Here is a 17,022-nt window from a genome sequence, read left to right as displayed (position 1 = left end):
TCTGCCATATATCCATCTGAGCGTTCCCTCCCCTCCCACGCCGCCGGCGCTCACCGACGGCAGATGTTCCGATCGCCTTTCGGCACGTCGTCGGGCCCAGCGGGTCCGTGTTCCTCCCGTGCCTCGTAAGGACGGCGCCGTCACACGCCCTCCGGTCTTCTCCTCCGGCCCGGCAGATCACATCCCTCGCAGCAGGCCAGCCAACCGACCCGCCTGCGCACCGGTGTTGAACGTCTCCTCGACCGCCTGGCGGCCGGCCCGCCCGATCTCCGCCGCCCGGTCGGGGTCGAGCAGGAGCCCCGCCAGCTCCGCGGCGAGGGCACTGGAATCACCCGGCGGAACGAGCAGTCCGGTCCGCCCGTGATCGACGTAGTCGGACATCCCCGAGGTTTCGGTTACCACGACGGGGCGGCCCGATGCCATCGCCTCGAGAACGACACTGATGCCACTGACATGTAGGTTCGGACGCAGCGCCACCACCACGGCGGAGGCTCGGGAATAGAGATCAACAAGATCGGCGTGGTTCATTCTCGGGTGTCGTTTCCCGAGCGTTTCCGGAATCGTCACCTCTCGACCGGTCACCAGTTCCAGGCGCAGCCCGGCGACTTTTCCGGCCGCGTCCGCGATGGCGGCGAGAAGCGTGTCGTGGTCCCGGTGCCGGTCGTTTCCGACGCTGACCACCAGGCCGGGTACCGAATCGGTTTCGGCCGGCCGGAAGAAGTCCGCGTCGATACCGAAGGGCAGATGGGCGAGTCTGCGTTCGGCGACCCCCAGGGCGTCCCGGAGCACCGGGAGCTGGGCACTCGACAGCACCCAGACCAGCTGGGCCGAACGTAGCGCGCGGGGTGCCAGCGCCAGTGCCCCCCGCGGCCGGCCCACCGGATCGGTCAGCCAGATGACGCCGGTGGCGACCGGCCGGCCGCCCCGCCACCGCTCCATCGAGGCAGCCGGTACCCCGGCCCGTTCGTCCCAGCACAGCACCGCCTCCGCCGCCGCGTCGATCCGACGCGCGGCGACCTCCCGCCACTCGAAGCCCCCCAGCGCGCGGGTGACCCTCGCGCCCGGCGCCCGGTGGCTCACCGCCGGCAGCGAACCGCTGGTTCGAAAGCCGTGGTCGGCAAGCCTGTTCAGCCCGTACGGCCAGACGTCCGGGACCTCGCCTCGGGCGTGCCGACGTTCCCAGTCGTAGGGGTCGAGGCCCCGGCTCAGGAGCACCTCCACGACCGGCCGTGACTCACGGCCCGTATTGGCGGTGTCGGCGCGAGCGGCGGTGTCCGCGCGAGCACCGACGCCGCGTCGCGGTGGGGCGGTCACGGCGCGAACTCCCGACATCTCTCCAGGGCCTCGTCCGCACTGGTCGCCCAGTGCACGAGGTCGCTGCCCGAGGTCCACGCCTCGAAGGTCCCGCTGACCTTTCCGTAACTGTTGTCAAACACCGAGTGTGGGATACCGAGAAGCAGGCAGAGAATGTGCGCGTGCAACCGGTCGGTCACCACATAACGCGCGGTACACAGGAGGCTCGTCGCTGTTTCAACGCTTACCGTAGCCATTGTTTCATAGGCCGCGTGCAGCGCGGGGCGGGCCGCCCGGTGCCCATCCGGACTCCGGCCCAGGGCATGCCGCTCGAGTTTCGGCAGCACTTTTGCCGATTGCCACCGCGCCGCGGGAAGGCCGCGTATTCCCCAGTCGGCCCGACGTATTCCGGGGCCGGCCACGCCCGCGATGGCTCCGGTGCCCTCGACGTCATCGCGGGCAAGGCACAGCACGCCGTCGGGACGTACCGGCCGCGGCGGTCTCAGTGGGCCGTTGGCCAGGGCCGAGTCTGGCGCTAACACGAGCGGCACATCGAAGTTCTCGGTGGCGAACAAAAGGCTACGCCGTTCACGGACCATGAGAGTGAAATTCGGATGGGCCGCGGTCACGCGTTGGGCCTCGGAAAGCGCCGTCCGACTACGGAAGGAAATACTCTGCGGAAGTTGGATCACGGTACGGTCCGGGAAGTCACGCAGGACCCGGACCCGGAGCTCCTGATGCCCCGGCCAGAGGTCACCGAAATTCCCCCCGCCGAGTAACAGGACAGGCCCCTCCGGCAGTGCCTCCCGTAACCGGTCCGGCCGGTAGCGCGCGGTGTCCGCGACGTAGGCGACTCTTACTCCCAGCTGTCGGAGAATCTGGCGTACGCCGAGCCAGATGGCCGAGTCACCGCTGTTGCGGTGGTACGGGAAGTCGAGGAGCGCCACGTCGGTCGTCCCCGGCGGCAGCAGGTCGGCGACGGCGGCCGTGGCCCGCGTCGACAGGCTCTCGATCAGGCGGGCAGTGGATGCGACCGCTGCCGTCGAGGCGTACGGGACCCCTGTCGCGGCCTCCGTCATTACTCGCGTCCCCCAGCGTCCCGTAATCCCCGGATGGTCCGTCGGTACAGCACCGCGTCAGGTCGTCGCGGCCCGGCCGCGCGGGGCCCGCCGCCGCACGAGCCGGTGCACCCGCCGTGCGTCGGACCTCGCGATCGCCTCGGCAAGCGCCCTGACGAGCACGGGGTCACGGTTCGCCCGGCGAAGTTCCCGCAGGTTCACGACCGCCCAGTGCCGGGGGCCTCGGCCGGGGAGGTCAACCCGCCGCACGACATCCGGATCAAGACCGGACGGGAAGCAGGTGAACTCGCCGAGCACGCCGAGGGACTCCAGGGCGAGCATCGTGCGCAGGCACTTCTCGCACCGGCCGCAGTTGAAGTCGCCGCCCGGGTTCTCCCAGCAGACCCTCAGGTTCTGCCGGACGACCGGGTGCCTCGCGATGAAGGCGACCTTCTCCTGGCGGGTGGCGTCACATCCGTCGTGCTCGATCGCGATCTGGTCGCTGGACAGCAACGGATCGGTGAGCGGGTGTGAGGCGAGCGGCTGCAGCTCGTGGTAGGCGAGAGTCCCGGCGACCAGCGCGCGACCGAACCGCCGGGACAGCAGGTGCGCGACGGTGGCGAGCCCGGACGAGACGTAGGCGGGCCAGCTGACGTGCGGATCCGACAGCGCGCGCAGGTCGGTCTCAAGCTCGATCAGCTCCTTGCCGAGGCTCTCCACCGTCCGGCGCAGGCTGCCGGAAACGACTCGTCGCAGCTCGGCGTCCTTCAGAGCGACGTCGAATCCATGCACGTAGACGACCGCGTCCACCCTGTCGATGTTGCGCAGGAGCGTGTAGAAGCTGTCGACCCCGCCGGAGAAGAAGCAGAAGGTCTCGGCCCCCGCCGGCCGGGCCGAGCGAGCGGTCCCGGTCAGCACCTGTACCGGCTCGAGGGCGGGATACCACCGCGACATCAGCGCCTGGTAGTCGTCCACCCGGGCGGCCAGCACCTCGCTGATCGGCCCCGCGCACTCCAGAGTCATGCCGCGCCGCATGGCGATTGTCAGCGTGGCGGTCAGGCCGGCGTTCGCCGTCTCGGCAAGCTCTACGCCCGAGGAACGGAAGTACGCCTCTTCCGCTCCCCTCAGGCCACGCACACCGATGGAGACAAGATCGCCCGACGCGGACGAAACCTCCACCTTCATGACTTTCCCCCTAGTTATAGCCCTGATAGCGGGCAGGGTCGAGCATAACGGGGTGGGACACCGAGATACGAGAATTCCGGGATGTCCCCGACCCATCTCGTCGAACGGTACTACCTCGACGGGAGATCTTCCGGAGCAGCTACGTGGACGCTTGCGGGAGCAGGCGCGGCCGCGCCTGCTCCGATGACCCGGGCGCGCCATCGGATGCCGATTGCTTGCTTGTCGTCAGAATTTGTTTGCTAGACGACAGGAATCCGAAAGTGGCACCTCGACCTCGCCTCCGACAGTCGGACCGACACCTGACGAGCCGAATCGACTGCCACGAAGGAAGATCTGCCACGGCACCCATTCACCAGCCCACCATAATGTAGCGGCACCGGCACGGAGAGTGCCTAGACGGTTTCCGGAAAGAATTCAAGCCAATTTGTAGCTACGCCCTCCGGCATGCGCTTAAACTGGTGACGACTCTCACGCAGACAGGGTTCAAAGCATGAAGGTCGCAACGCCTCCATCATTCAGCAATCCGATGCCGGTCCTGCATCCGGTCGACCGGCAGCGAGTTGCCCGGTCCCCGGCCGCCACGGACCGGCGGGGGATCGAGAAGGCGGGCGGCAGCCGGGATGCGTGTGGGCACAGGGGAAGCCGGCGTCGGGAACACCCGCCGCCGGGTCGGTGGCGTGGACAGCGACGGCGGCTTCCGGGAACCAGTCGGCCGGCGTCGGATATCCGACATCGACCGGCCCGGTGCCGAGGGGCCATCGCAGGTCACGGCGTCGAGTCGTTCACAGGAATGCGCCGCCGCGCCCAGTGAGCGCGGCGGCGAGGGGGGAAGGTTACGTGCCTGTTCGTCGAAGTATCTACGCACTCAGTCCGACCGAGGTCCAGGCGTTCACCGACGCGCTGAACACCCTGAAGCAGTCAGGTGTCTACGACCAGTTCGTGACCCGGCACCACACCGCGATGATGACTTTCACACCGTCCTCACAGGCCGTACGGAACGCCGCGCACAAGGGACCGTCGTTCCTGCCCTGGCACCGCCAGTCACTCCTCGAGTTCGAATCCGCGCTCGCCACAGTCCTGCCCGATTTCGGAATTCCTTACTGGCCGTGGGAGGCCGACGCCGCGCTCCCCGACCCGAAGCAGGCTCTGATCTGGACGGCAGATTACTTCGGCGGGAACGGTTTACAGAGCAACGGCTGGTATGTACAGGACGGACCGTTCGTCAGCTGGCAGGCGATCATCCTGAACAGCTCGACGAATCAGCTCGTCCCCCGTTCAAGGGTTGGACTCATCCGGAAGTTCGCGGTGGACACCGGCGCGACAACCCTGCCGACTCAGGCGGACGTCGCCGACTGCCTCACCGAGTCACAGTACGATCATTCGCCCTGGATCGACTCCCAGAGCACGAGCCCGAGTTTCCGTAACCGGATAGAGGGCTTCCTCCGGCACGCCGGCGAGTCATCCACCCAGGCCAGGATGCATGGCCGGGTGCATCGGTGGGTCGGCGGCGACATGGGCGTCAGCACGTCCCCGAACGATCCGATCTTCTGGCTGCATCACTCGAACGTCGACCGGATCTGGTCGATATGGCAGGCGTCCGGGCACGCTACCGACTACCTCCCGGTCACCGGCGGGCCGACGGGCCACAACCTGAACGACGCGCTGCTGGGTCTTGCCACGTCCGGGGTCACGCCCGCCTCGTTGCTCGACATCACCACGCTCGGCTACAGCTACGCGTAGGGGGAGAGACATGACCGAGATGTCACGCCGGCGGGTGCTGAGCAGCGCCGGAGTCGCGGGTGTGCTGGCCGCCACCGGGTTCGTCGCCACACGGCCGACCGAGGTGGAGGCCGCCACCGCGGATCCCCTGCGGTCCTTCCGATCGGGCCAGATCAAGGATCTCAGGATCGGCGGGCGAGCAGTACAGATCGCCGAGAGCCCCAGTGATCTCGTCGTCACCGTCGACGGGCGGCAGTTGAACCACGTGCAGATTCATCGGGACAGCCCCACCCGATACCTGTCTCACGTCTTCCCGCACCACGAGTTCGCGGACGTGAGGTCACTGGTCGCTGCCCTGGTCGAAGGCGACCGGACGCTCCTCATTCTCTGAGATTCGCTGCAGCGAGCCGCCGTGCCGAGCAGCGGCCAGACGCAGTTGTCCGTGGGTCCCGGTCGCGACCGGGACCCACGGATCCGTACGAGTGGGGGATCGGGGGGCCGTCGGCCCCCCGGTCACCTCAGCATTTGGGGTCGTCGTTCACCGGGCGGCCGGTGTCGGCCCAGATGTTGGACTGGTCGAACTTCACCTGGCTTCCCTTGAACGCCTTGATCCCGTACAGGCAGTTGCGGCCGAACCGGTTGTTCACGAAGGTCACGTCACCGGCCCCGTTGAGGGTGAAGCCGCCGCCGTTGATGAAGTTGCCGTCGAAGACAACCCGCGAGATCGGCCCGATGTTCTGCCCGAACATGTAGCCGGCGTTACTCGACTCGCCGGTCGTCTCGTTGATGGGAATCAGAGTGTTGTGGCGCAGCACGATGTTGCTGCCGCCGGTGGTCTGTACCGCGTCGTTGTGGCTGGACGGGGTCTGGGCGAGATGATGAACGTACGAGTTCTCGATGAGGATGTTGTCGTTAACGAAGAAGCCGTCGATCGTGTTCGAGATGTTCACCCGGCGAGCGGTGAAGTCGGCGGTCGACATGCCGGAGTTCGAGGCACCCTGCCCGTCGATGGTGACGTCCTCGACCAGCAGGTTCCGCCCGAGGTTTTTGATCACTGCGGAACCCGACGACCGGCAGGAGATCCGGGAGTTCCGGATGACGACGTTGTCGGCCTCCACTCGGATGCACCCGCGCACATCTCTGTTCTCGATCACCGTTCCCGCGCGGGTGATGCGCTGGTCACCGGAGAGGAGGGTCAGCGACGTCCCCGCCCGGACGCCGGTGGTGCTCGCGTTGGGCATGCCGGCCGGGATCGGCGTGATACCTGACCCACCCGGTGCGGGCGGCGCCGTGCTCGGGCGCGGTTGCCCACTCGTCGGCGCGCTGGGAGTCGCGCTCGTGCCAGGCCGCGGGCTGGCGCTCACCGGCGGGGACGTGCTCGGCTGGCCGCCCGTGGTCGCCGCCGGCCCCGTCGGGGCTGGCGATGACGGCTTCCCGATGAGAAGGGACGCATCGTCCGCGTAGAGGAACTGGCCGCTGGGAAGCCGGTCGGCGACGACCGCGAAGTCCAGCCGGTGGCCCGTGGCTGTCGCCCGCAGGGAGACCTCGATCTTTCGCCAGGTGGCATCGTTCAGGGTGACGTTGGTCAGGGTGCGCGCGGCCGTGCGGGCACCGTCGAGCTCGGTCAGCCTCAGCTGGACGCGGGTGCCCGGGGCGGTCGTGCGCACCCAGACGGCGCCGAGATAGGTCAGCCTGGCGCCGGTCCAGGGCACGGCGTCCGGAGTGTCGGTCAGGGTGATGGCGGGTACCCGGGCCCTGGCCGTGACGACCGCCGCGCCGGACCCGCTGCGGCCGGGCACCGTCGGGGACAGGCGAGAGCTCTCGGATGGCCCGACCGACCAGCCCGCCACCGTGTTCTCGAAGCCAGGGTTCGGAAGGAAGTTCACACCGTTCTGGTACCGCGGCTCGGTGTCGGCCAGCTGGATGGGCTTCCCACCCGCGTCGTCGCCTCCGAGCGCGGAGTGCAGGATCGCGCCGGTCGTCCCGCCGACCACGACAAGGAGGCAGAGAGCGGATACCAGGATCTTGCGTCTGGCGGTTCGGACCGCGCGGTCACGCCTGCGCCGGTCACGCCGCCCCACCCGGCGGCCCGCGCCACGCGAATTCCGCGCGGGGCCGTCCGGTCTTGCCTCGTCCTCGATGATGCTCTGATGCATCTGCAGCCAGCTCCAGAAGATGGACGGCCGGGTTCACGGGAGCTGTCGCCTGCTGGCGGCCAGCGGCTTGGAACCCGTTGACAGAATGTGCACCCCCCCGTTGAGAGCACTCCCACCGGGGCAGCCCGGTTCGGCGGGCGCAGGCGGGATGCATTCATCAGGATGCTTTCAAACTGATTCCTCTGATTCCGCCGATTTTTCTTGACATAAAGCAAGCATTGACGGCCGGCCGACGGCTACAGCCCGTGACAGCCAGAGCCGCCAACAGCCAGAGCCACTAACAGCCAGAGCCACCGACAGCCAGATTTTCGGAATTTGACACACAGCCGATAATCCATGCCTGGCAGAGTGGCTATCGTACCCCGACCACTCCGCCTCGCCAATGGATACTCGTAGGGAGGATGTGGACGTCCGGTCTGAGGGATGCCGTCGGATGCACGCGGTCGGGTAGGCGCTGTCGAACGGACGCCGGAACGGTTGCTGAACGTCTGGGGGGCACGGTAACCGTACGAGACCGCCGGTCCCCCGGTACGGCCAAGCGGAAGGAATTCCACACCGAGACCACAGATGAGAAAAGACCTGCCGCGGCACGACGCGGCTCCACGCCCTCATGGTCCGTGCGGGCGGCACTGCACGGCAGACATCGCCAGGAATCACCGCCCCGAAGTGCGAGTTCCGCACCGACGCACCGGTCACCCGGGCGGGCCGGGGCGGCTCACCCGTCGGCTGTTCCCGGGGTCTCTGTCCGTTCCGAGTCGCGGGCGGCGATCACGGCCGCGTACACCTCCCGGGGTGACAGGGAGTACTCGGCGGCCACCGCCTTACGTGCGTCCCGCGCCGGCATGCCACCCGCCGTCAGACGGGCCACCGCCGCGGCGAGCGCCTCCGGCCCGGCCTGAGCGGGCGCCGCCAGACCAGCCCCCGGCCCGGCCTCGGCACCGGCACCGGCACCGGCACCGGCACCGGCCTTGTACGGCCCCAGCCCTGCCCAGCGCGCGCCAGCTGGCACGCTCGCTCCGCCCACCCGGGCGGGCCCGGCGCTCGCGTCACCGGCGATCACCAGGGTGAACTCACCGCGGACGGTGCGCCCGTCGCCGGCCCAGTCGACCAGGCCGGCCAGGTCTGTCCGGACGATCTCCTCCCAGGTCTTCGTGAGCTCGCGGCACAGCGTCGCCCGGCGCGGCCCACCGAAGGCCTCGGCCAGGTCGCGTAGCGACGCGCCCAGCCGGTGCGGCGACTCCAGGAAGACCATTGTCCGGCTCTCCGCCGCGAGCCCGCGCAGCCGTGAGCGGCGTTCCCCCGCCTTACGGGGCAGGAAGCCCTCGAAGGTCCAGCGGTCCGAGGGCAGCCCGCTGACGGCCAGCGCCGCCGTGACCGCCGACGGCCCGGGAACCACGGTGATCGCCACCCCGGCCGCGGCCGCCGCCGCGACGACCCGGTAGCCCGGATCGGAGACCGCGGGCATGCCCGCGTCCGTGACGAGCGCGACGGTGCGCCCGGCGAGCAGCTGCTCGGTGAGCATCTCGGCGCGGGCGCCCTCGACCGCGTCATAGCAGGAGACGACCCGCCCCGTGATCGTGATCCCGAGCGCGTGCGCGAGGCGGCGTACCCGGCGGGTGTCCTCCGCGGCGATCACGTCGGCGCTCGCGAGCACCTCACCGAGCCGCGGGCTCGCGTCGCGAACGTCGCCGATCGGGGCACCGCACAGCACGAGGGTCCCGGACACCCGACCAGTCTGCCAGGGGGCAGGACCTACCCTGATCGGTGTGACGGCGACGACGGCGCACCTCCCCCGTTCCGAGACCGGCGCATCGGAGCGCAGCCGCCCGGAACCGGCCACTGCCGCCAGATCCGGCCGCACGCCGCGTGAGCGGCTGTGCCCGCCGATGCCCGGCGACCGCGCCGTCGGCTGGCTGGCGCCCCTGTTCGTCGCGGTGACCGCCGGGATCCTGCGGTTCTGGCGGATCACCGAGCCCCGCGGGCTCTACTTCGACGAGGTCTACTACGTCAAGGACGCCTGGGGTCTGATGACCGCCGGGTACGAGATCAACTCGAAGACCTGCGACGGGCCCGCCTACGTGGTCCATCCGCCGTTCGGCAAGTGGCTCATGGCCGCGTCGCAGTGGCTGTTCGGCTACGTCGACTGCGCGGGCACCCCGCACGGCAGCCCCGAGCTGGGCTGGCGCTTCTCCTCCGCGCTCGCGGGCACGCTGGCGGTGCTGGTGCTCGCCCGCGCGGCCCGCCGGATGTTCCGCTCGACGGTGCTCGGCTGCTTCGCCGGCCTGCTGCTCTCCATGGACGGGCTGGAGTTCGTGCAGAGCCGGATCGGCATCCTCGACATCTTCCTGATGACGGGCATCGTCATCGCGCTGGCCTGCCTGGTGCTCGACCGCGACGACGGCCGGCGCCGACTCGCCGACCGCCTCGACCGGGCCGCGGCCGGCGGCGGCTCCGGAGCCGACTCCGGTGCCGGTGCCGGCCCGACGCGGGCCGACCTGCGGTTCGGTCCCCGGCTCGGCCTGCGCCCGTGGCGGCTGGCGATGGGCGTCGCCCTCGGTGCCTCCATGGGGGTCAAGTGGAGCGCGCTGTACACGATCGTCGGCTTCGCCGCGCTCGCGCTGGCTTGGGACGTCGGTGCCCGCCGCACGGCCGGCGCCCACTCCCCCGTGCTGGGCGCCCTGCGCCGCGACCTGCCCGGGTGGCTGACGGGCTGTGTCCTGCTGCCGATCGTGACGTTCCTGGCGACCTGGACGGGCTGGTTCGTCACCGACGGCGGCTGGTACCGCGACCGGTACGGGCCCGGTTTCCTCGACGCCTGGCACGGCTGGTGGGACTACCAGATGGAGGTGCTGCACTTCCACGAGGGCCTGTCCGACTCGCACCCGTTCCGGTCGGCCCCGATGAGCTGGCTGGTGCTCGGCCGGCCGATCGCCTACTTCTACAGCTCCCCGGCGTACGGCGCCGAGGGCTGCACCGCCGTCAACGGCTGCTCGCGGGAGGTCATCGCGCTGGGCAACCCGGCCGTCTGGTGGGGTGGGACGGCGGCGCTGGTCGGCTCGCTGGCGCTGTGGGTGCGCGCCCGTGACTGGCGGGCGGCGCTGGTGCTCGTCGGTTTCGGCTCGGCGTTCCTGCCCTGGCTGCTGTTCCCCAGCCGGACGATGTTCTTCTTCTACGCGCTGCCCTCACTGCCGTTCCTGGTGCTGGGCCTGACGGCGATGGCGGGGCTGGCCCTCGGGCCGCGCGAGGCGTCCGAGACCAGGCGGCTCGCCGGCGCGCTGTCCGTCGGCGTGTACACGGTGATCGTGGTCCTGTTGTTCGCCTACTTCTACCCGATCCTGGCCGCCGAGGTGATTCCTTATTCATCTTGGCGAATACGTATGTGGTTCCCCGGCTGGATCTGACGGGACAGGCCCCACCCAGGCCGCCGTCCGGGCCGGAAGCGGTTGACGGGAGCCGCTCGCCACCACGCCGGTCGGCCCGTCGGCGGACGGCGGGGCCCAGAAAGAGACCACAGCCGTGTCTCATGTCACCTTTGCCGGAAAGTCCCCCTACAGCCGGCGACACCATGAAGTGACACCATCACCGAGAGAAGGTCTCGGCGAAGTGAGGCCGGCACGGGGGAGACATTTCGACATGGGTAGTCACCGAAAGTCCACGCCGACGGTAGCTAGCAGCAGCACCACACCGGCGAACGAGGGGGGTCACGCACGCCCCGACAATCCGATCGGGGATCGTGGATCGGTCACCACGTCCCTTGGCCGCGGAGACGGGGAGCCCCTGACGGGTCTCCTCGACACGATCGGTCACCGGCCACGGGTGTCCGGGGGACCAGGACTGAGAGGAAAGAGCATGGCGGATGTGTCGGTGCGCTTCGCGATGACCGATGACAGCGAGATCGTTCTGAACCTCTCGCTCACCCAGGCGATCCGTCTCACCGAGGCGATCGCGTCCAAGGTCAGCCAGGCCATGACCGAACAGCCGCGGGCCGGCATGAACGGCAGCAACGCCTACGGCCCAGGTGTGCGTCCGGGGCCGTACTCGACCTCCTGAGTCCCCACCGGGCGGCGTCCCGGCGAGCCTCGGCGACCGGCAGGCGCCGTCCGTCACCGCAGCGGGTATCCCGACGGCGGTCCGGCGGGCGGCCGGCCGGGCGTTCCCACCACCACGTCGGGACGCGCCCGGTCAGCCCGCACGGCGTCGGCGCGGGCCACCTCGACGCGGGCGGCTTCCGCCCGCATCGCCTCGGCCCGCTGCATCTCGGCCCGTTGCAGTTCAGCCCGCTGCAGTTCAGCCCGCTGCATCTCGGCCCGCAGTGCCTCCGCCCGTGCCATCTCCAGGCGCGCGGCCTCCGAACGCCCAGGGTCCGACCGCCCGGGGCCGGACCGGTCGGTGTCCGACCGCGCCGGGTCGGCACGCCCGACGAAGACATCGGGCCGCGGCGCCTCGCGCCGGGCCGGCTCCACCGCGCGTCCCGCCTCGGTGACCGGCGGGTCCCCACCGGGGCTCCCGACCGTCACGTCCTGGCTTCCCGCCGCCGCGGGACGCCCCGGGCCGGAGCCCGCGACGAGCACGTCGGGGCGCCGCACCGCCGGCGGACGTCCACCGCCGGGACGCCCGGTGGCGCCGCCGGTTCCGATGGCACCGCCGGGAACACCCATGGGGACCTCGGGGCGCCCCACGGCCACCTCGGGCCGCCCCACGGCCACCTCGGGCCGCCCCACGGCCACCTCGGGCCGCCCCACGGCCACCTCGGGCCGCCCGACGGCGACCTCAGGACGCCCGGGGGCTCGCGCGACCCCGACCTCGGCGCGAACGGCGTCGGCTCGGACGGTGTCAGCACGGGCCGCATCAGCTCGGGCCGCATCACGAGCCGCGTCGGCACGGGCGACGCTCAGGCGGGCGGCGTCCAGGCGGGCGATGTCCCGGCGGGCGGCCTCCAGCCGGGCCGCGGCGTCGAGGCGGGCGGCGTCCAGGCCGGCGGGGTCGAGCCGCGCGGGATCAAGGCGTGTGGGGTCGAGGCGTGTGGGACCGAGCCGCGCGGTGTCCGGGTGCGGGAGGTCGTCCGGCGGCGGGCCGGTGAGCTCGGCTATCAGCGCGTTCAGCAGGCTCAGGTCGCGGCGACGGATCTCCGCCGCCGTCGCGGCGTCACCGGGCCCCGGGGCCAGCGCCGCGCGCACCCGGCCGAGCCGGGCGCGCAGCGCGACGACGTCCGCCGCGGCCAGCAGCCCCTCGCGCAGCACGAGGACGACGTGGCCGCCGTGGTCGACGACGTCGAAGGGCTGACTCATCTCCATCGTGACCACCCGGATGCCCACCGGGGCCTCCTGGTCGTAGACCAGGCAGAGCTTGTCCTCGGCGAGAACCTCCGCGGAGCCGTCGTCCCACAGCACCGTCGCCCGGGCGGTCGACGGCGCGGCCGAGGACGCCGCGTCGACGCGGACACCGCCGCCGACCGGGCGCGCCTCCTCCTGTGACGCCGGATGCACGGACAGCACCGTGCCACGACGAGACCACACCCCGCCGCCAAGATCGTCCACCGGGAAGACCCGGTCGCCACGGGCGAACATGACAAGGCTGGCTCGACCGTCCGCGATGGTCGGCAGCTGCTCGGTCATGGCGCGATCGTAGGGCGCCCGCCCAGGCGCCGGGCACCCGAGACCCTCCACAGCCCGTTGGACGGCCCGCCGCGCCCCGGTCGCGCGCCGGTCGCCACGCAGGCGACTTCACCGTCAGAACAGGGACTTCCGCCCCGGGACGCCCACCCGGAGCCCGCCGTGCCGGGCTGCTCCCGGGCTACCCCGATCGGGTAGTGGGGGGCACTTTCGGCGGTGGCCGCCGGCCCGGTGGGGCGGGCGGGATGGCCTGCCCGCTGGGATACCTTCGGCTGACCACGCCGAAGTGGGCCGCAGTGACCACGCCCCGGGACGACACACCGCCCGCCCGGGGGCTTCCCGCAAGGCCCGTCCTCCGGCCGCGCCCGGACATCCCGACCCGCGGAGGTCCGCATGCCCGCATCCGACTACCCGCCGATCGAGGAGCACGCGGTCATCGGCGACCTGCGCACCGTGGCCCTGGTCGCCACGGACGGCACAATCGACTGGTACTGCCCGCAGCGCTTCGACGGCCCGTCGGTCTTCGCGAGCCTGCTCGACGCCGAGCGCGGCGGCTCCTTCCGCATCCACTGCGCGCTGTCGAAGGCCAAGCAGCTCTACCTGCCCGACTCGAACGTCCTGATGACCCGCTTCCTCACTCCGCACTCGGTGGGTGAGGTCGTCGACTTCATGGTCCCGATCGACAACGACCTGACCGAGACGCCGCACGTGGTCGTCCGCCAGGCCCGCGCCGTGCGCGGCACCGCCGGGTTCCGGCTGCGCTGCGATCCCCGGTTCGACTACGGGCGGGCGTCCCACACGGTGACGCTGGTACCCGGCGCCGGCGCGGTCTTCGAGTCGGCCACCGGCACCCTCGTGCTGCGCACGGCGCTGCCGCTGCGGATCGAGGGCACCGCGGTCACCTGCGACTTCGAGCTGGCGATGGGCGAGACGGCCGACATCCTCCTCGAATGGGACTCCCGGATCCGCCCGCTGCAGCCCGGCGAGGCCGACAACCTGTTCTCCCGGACGCTGGAGTACTGGCAGACGTGGGTGCGCCGGGGCCGGTACCACGGCCGCTGGCGGGAGATGGTGCTGCGCTCGGCGCTGGTGCTCAAGCTGCTGGTCTACCGCCCGACCGGGGCACTCATCGCGGCGCCGACCACCTCCCTGCCGGAGGAGCTGGGCGGGGTGCGCAACTGGGACTACCGCTACACCTGGATCCGCGACGCGGCGTTCACCACCTACGCGCTGATGGCCCTCGGGTTCACCGAGGAGGCCGCCGCGTTCATGGACTGGCTCGAGCAGCGCTGCAAGGAGGCGCCGCCCGAGCTCGGCCTGGGCGTGCTGTACAGCGTGGACGGCAACGCCGACCTGGACGAGATCGTCCTCGACCATCTCGAGGGCTACCGGGGGTCGCGGCCGGTGCGCATCGGCAACGGCGCCGCCGGCCAGCTCCAGATCGACATCTACGGCGAGCTGATGGACTCGGTGTACCTGTACAACAAGCAGGTCCCGATCTCCTTCGGGCTGTGGGAGGCGCTCGGCCGCCAGCTCGACTGGCTGGCCAGGCACTGGGAGCAGCCCGACGAGGGCATCTGGGAGACCCGGGGCGGGCGCCAGCGCTTCACCTACTCGGCGGTGATGACCTGGGTGGCGTTCGAGCGGGCCTGCCGGATCTCCCGGCAGCGCGGCCTGCCCGGGCCCACCAACGACTGGAAGGACCACGCCGGGCGGGCCTACCGGTTCGTCCAGAACGAGGCCTGGGACCCCCGCAAGGGGGCCTACATGGAGTTCCCGGGCTCGCCGCGGCTGGACGCCTCGCTGCTGTGCATGCCGCTGGTGAAGTTCTCCGGCCCGACCGACCCCCGTTTCCTGTCGACGCTGGACCGGGTCGGCTCGGAGCTGGTGAGCGACAGCCTGGTGCGCCGGTACGCCGCGGACGGCAGCGACGGCCTGACCGGGGACGAGGGCACGTTCAACCTGTGCTCGTTCTGGTACGTGGAGGCGCTGACCCGCGCGGGCCGCACGACCGAGGCCCGGCTGGTCTTCGAGAAGATGCTCACCTACGCCAACCACGTGGGGCTCTACGCCGAGGAGATCGGCCCCTCCGGCGAGGCCCTGGGCAACTTCCCGCAGGCCTTCACCCACCTGGCCCTGATCAGCGCGGCGATCCACCTGGACCGCACCCTGGGCTGACCCGGCCGGGCGGTGTCTTGCCCCGGACACCCCAGCTCGGAAGAGTCATCGGGCCACCTATCCTGGCAATCCGGTCCAGGTGGCCCGGTCGCGGCGCCGCCGCCCGCGCCCACGCGGCGGCAGGCCCGGCGAGCCCGCCCGCTGAGGAGGTGAAGGCGCGTTGGTCGGCCCGCACCCGCCCGGCGGTCCGGACGACCCGCTCGACGGCCCCACCACCCTGCTCGGCAGCGCCGCGGCACCACAGGCGCCCCCCGCCCCGGCCCGGACGGGCGGGGACGAGGCCCGTGGCGACCTCACCCCGCACCTGATCGGGACGTCGGTCTGGACGGACCGCATGCTCGCCGACGCCGGCATCCCCGTCCACGACACGCCCCTGGTCACCGTGGGCGGTGGGATCGGCTCGTTCGTCCTGGTCGACTACCTGCGCATCGCCGGCGTGCCGACCTCGGCGATCCGGGTGCTGTCCAACATCGACACCCCCTGGCAGACCTACCGGTACCTGACCCGGGTCTCGCAGATCCCCGACCACGAGCGCATCCGCTCGGACTCGAGCTCGACCCCGGACAACATCTGGGCCTTCCCGTCCTACGCGGTGCGGGAGGCGTTCGCGGCCCGCGACCTGCGGGGGTTCGTCAAGCCGCTGTGGCACGTCGCGACCGAGCCCCTGCTCTCGGACTACTTCACCCCCCGGATCAGGATGGTCTTCGACGGCCTGGCCCGCGAGGCCGCCCGGATCTCGTATCCCGAGATGCTGGTCTCCGGGCAGGTCAGGATGGTCCGCCGCCGCGCGGGCGGGGGATACCTGACCGTGCTCACCCCTCCGGCCGGGCGGTCCGCGACGAAGCGGGTGGCCTACCGCAGCCGGTACGTCCACCTGGGAGTCGGCTACCCGGGGCTGAAGTTCCTCCCGGACCTGCAGGAGTACCGCTCCCGGTACGGCGACGTGCGGCGGGTGGTGAACGCCTACGAGCCGCACGAGCACGTCTACGACGAGCTGATCCGGCACCCGGCGACGGTGGTGGTGCGCGGGGCGGGCATCGTGGCCTCGCGCATCCTCGACCGGCTGATCACCGACCGCGACCGGCACGGCGCGCGGACGCACATCGTGCACCTGTTCCGCACGTATGTCCGCGGCTCGCACGGCCCCAGCGTGTTCATGCGCCGCCGAGGCGGCGACGGCTGGGCCTACCAGGGGTTCAACTACCCGAAGTCGGTCTGGGGCGGCCAGCTGAAGGCGCGCATGCGCACCCTGGAGGGCGACGAGCGCAGGGCGCTCTACGACACGATCGGCGGGACGAACACCCCCCGCCGGCGCCGGTGGCAGGCCCAGCTCGCCCGCGGCCGCCACGAGGGCTGGTACGTGACCCGGGTGGGCGAGGTACAACGGCTCACCCCCGGCCCGGACGGGACGGTGGTCACCCGGGTCCGCACCGCCGACGGGATGCTGGAGGTCCCGGCGGCCTACGTCATCGACGCCACCGGTCTGGTGGCGGACATCCGTGAGCACCGGGTGCTGGCCGACCTGCTCGACCACTCCGGAGCCGGGCACAACCCGCTCGGCCGGCTGGACGTCGAGCGGACCTTCGAGGTCCGCGGGACCCGCAACGGGCCGGGGCGGCTCTACGCCTCGGGCGCGGCGACCCTCGGCGGCTACTTCCCGGGCGTCGACACCTTCCTCGGTCTGCAGATCGCCGCCCAGGAAATCTGTGACGACCTGGCAGCGGAGGGATTCGTACCCCGGATAGGGGTGGCACGTTCGGTGTCGCAGTGGATGCGTTGGATGCGTAACCAACCGGTCTGACACCGCACACGATCGGAGAA

Annotated in this window: 12 protein-coding genes; 6 read left to right on the top strand and 6 right to left on the bottom strand. The window is 71.0% G+C overall.

Annotated elements, in window-relative coordinates; translation table 11 throughout:
• Positions 1–177: 177 nt before the first annotated feature.
• From B056_RS0111760 to B056_RS0111750, 3 genes are read right to left on the bottom strand one after another with little or no spacing between them, the layout of a single operon-like run.
• Positions 178–1,314 carry a glycosyltransferase family 4 protein gene (locus tag B056_RS0111760; RefSeq protein ID WP_018502059.1) on the bottom strand — a complete coding sequence of 379 codons (1,137 nt, stop codon included), beginning with the start codon at positions 1,312–1,314 and terminating at the stop codon, positions 178–180.
• Positions 1,311–2,372 carry a polysaccharide pyruvyl transferase family protein gene (locus B056_RS0111755; RefSeq protein WP_018502058.1) on the bottom strand — a complete coding sequence of 354 codons (1,062 nt, stop codon included), beginning with the start codon at positions 2,370–2,372 and terminating at the stop codon, positions 1,311–1,313. The genes B056_RS0111760 and B056_RS0111755 overlap by 4 nt, the downstream gene beginning before the upstream one ends.
• A gap of 57 nt (positions 2,373–2,429) precedes the next feature.
• Entirely contained in the window at positions 2,430–3,536 is a 1,107-nt protein-coding gene (locus B056_RS0111750; RefSeq protein WP_020572454.1) for a hypothetical protein, read from the bottom strand.
• 837 nt (positions 3,537–4,373) lie between these two features.
• On the opposite strand from B056_RS0111750, the gene B056_RS0111745 reads away from it, so the two are divergent.
• Entirely contained in the window at positions 4,374–5,276 is a 903-nt protein-coding gene (locus tag B056_RS0111745) for a tyrosinase family protein (protein WP_018502056.1), read from the top strand.
• A 10-nt stretch (positions 5,277–5,286) separates the two neighbouring features.
• Positions 5,287–5,646, top strand: a complete 360-nt coding sequence (locus B056_RS0111740) for a hypothetical protein (protein WP_018502055.1) — start codon at positions 5,287–5,289, stop codon at positions 5,644–5,646.
• A gap of 127 nt (positions 5,647–5,773) precedes the next feature.
• On the opposite strand, the gene B056_RS0111735 is transcribed toward B056_RS0111740, so the two are convergent.
• Together B056_RS0111735 and rsmI are read right to left on the bottom strand one after the other, a co-directional pair.
• Positions 5,774–7,411 carry a right-handed parallel beta-helix repeat-containing protein gene (locus B056_RS0111735; protein WP_063826619.1) on the bottom strand — a complete coding sequence of 546 codons (1,638 nt, stop codon included), beginning with the start codon at positions 7,409–7,411 and terminating at the stop codon, positions 5,774–5,776.
• Between the two features lie 715 nt (positions 7,412–8,126).
• Positions 8,127–9,137 carry a 16S rRNA (cytidine(1402)-2'-O)-methyltransferase gene (rsmI, locus tag B056_RS0111730; protein ID WP_018502053.1) on the bottom strand — a complete coding sequence of 337 codons (1,011 nt, stop codon included), beginning with the start codon at positions 9,135–9,137 and terminating at the stop codon, positions 8,127–8,129.
• A 40-nt stretch (positions 9,138–9,177) separates the two neighbouring features.
• On the opposite strand from rsmI, the gene B056_RS0111725 reads away from it, so the two are divergent.
• The gene (locus tag B056_RS0111725; protein WP_018502052.1) at positions 9,178–10,812 is read left to right on the top strand and encodes a dolichyl-phosphate-mannose--protein mannosyltransferase; all 1,635 of its coding nucleotides are present in this window, start codon (positions 9,178–9,180) and stop codon (positions 10,810–10,812) included.
• Positions 10,813–11,260: 448 nt separating this feature from the next.
• Entirely contained in the window at positions 11,261–11,461 is a 201-nt protein-coding gene (locus B056_RS0111720; protein ID WP_018502051.1) for a hypothetical protein, read from the top strand.
• A 53-nt stretch (positions 11,462–11,514) separates the two neighbouring features.
• On the opposite strand, the gene B056_RS0111715 is transcribed toward B056_RS0111720, so the two are convergent.
• Positions 11,515–13,026 carry a hypothetical protein gene (locus B056_RS0111715; RefSeq protein WP_018502050.1) on the bottom strand — a complete coding sequence of 504 codons (1,512 nt, stop codon included), beginning with the start codon at positions 13,024–13,026 and terminating at the stop codon, positions 11,515–11,517.
• Between the two features lie 390 nt (positions 13,027–13,416).
• Here B056_RS0111715 and B056_RS0111710 point away from each other — a divergent pair, with 390 nt between their 5' ends.
• Positions 13,417–15,201, top strand: coding sequence for a glycoside hydrolase family 15 protein (locus B056_RS0111710; RefSeq protein ID WP_018502049.1), 1,785 nt, complete (start codon positions 13,417–13,419; stop codon positions 15,199–15,201).
• Between the two features lie 160 nt (positions 15,202–15,361).
• Positions 15,362–17,002, top strand: a complete 1,641-nt coding sequence (locus tag B056_RS0111705) for an FAD/NAD(P)-binding protein (RefSeq protein WP_018502048.1) — start codon at positions 15,362–15,364, stop codon at positions 17,000–17,002.
• Positions 17,003–17,022: the final 20 nt, after the last annotated feature.

The organism is Parafrankia discariae (genome assembly GCF_000373365.1).
GTDB lineage: Bacteria > Actinomycetota > Actinomycetes > Frankiales > Frankiaceae > Parafrankia > Parafrankia discariae.
The sequence above is the reverse complement of the archived record's forward strand: the minus strand, read 5'-3'. Positions and strand labels throughout refer to the sequence as shown.

Excerpts from the sequence above, each read along its gene's own strand:
- B056_RS0111735 (WP_063826619.1), bottom strand. The coding sequence starts at position 7,411 with ATGCATCAGAGCATCATCGAGGACGAGGCAAGACCGGACGGCCCCGCG.
- B056_RS0111755 (WP_018502058.1), bottom strand. The coding sequence starts at position 2,372 with ATGACGGAGGCCGCGACAGGGGTCCCGTACGCCTCGACGGCAGCGGTC.
- B056_RS0111720 (WP_018502051.1), top strand. The coding sequence starts at position 11,261 with ATGGCGGATGTGTCGGTGCGCTTCGCGATGACCGATGACAGCGAGATC.
- B056_RS0111740 (WP_018502055.1), top strand. The coding sequence starts at position 5,287 with ATGACCGAGATGTCACGCCGGCGGGTGCTGAGCAGCGCCGGAGTCGCG.
- B056_RS0111715 (WP_018502050.1), bottom strand. The coding sequence starts at position 13,026 with ATGACCGAGCAGCTGCCGACCATCGCGGACGGTCGAGCCAGCCTTGTC.
- B056_RS0111750 (WP_020572454.1), bottom strand. The coding sequence starts at position 3,536 with ATGAAGGTGGAGGTTTCGTCCGCGTCGGGCGATCTTGTCTCCATCGGT.
- B056_RS0111710 (WP_018502049.1), top strand. The coding sequence starts at position 13,417 with ATGCCCGCATCCGACTACCCGCCGATCGAGGAGCACGCGGTCATCGGC.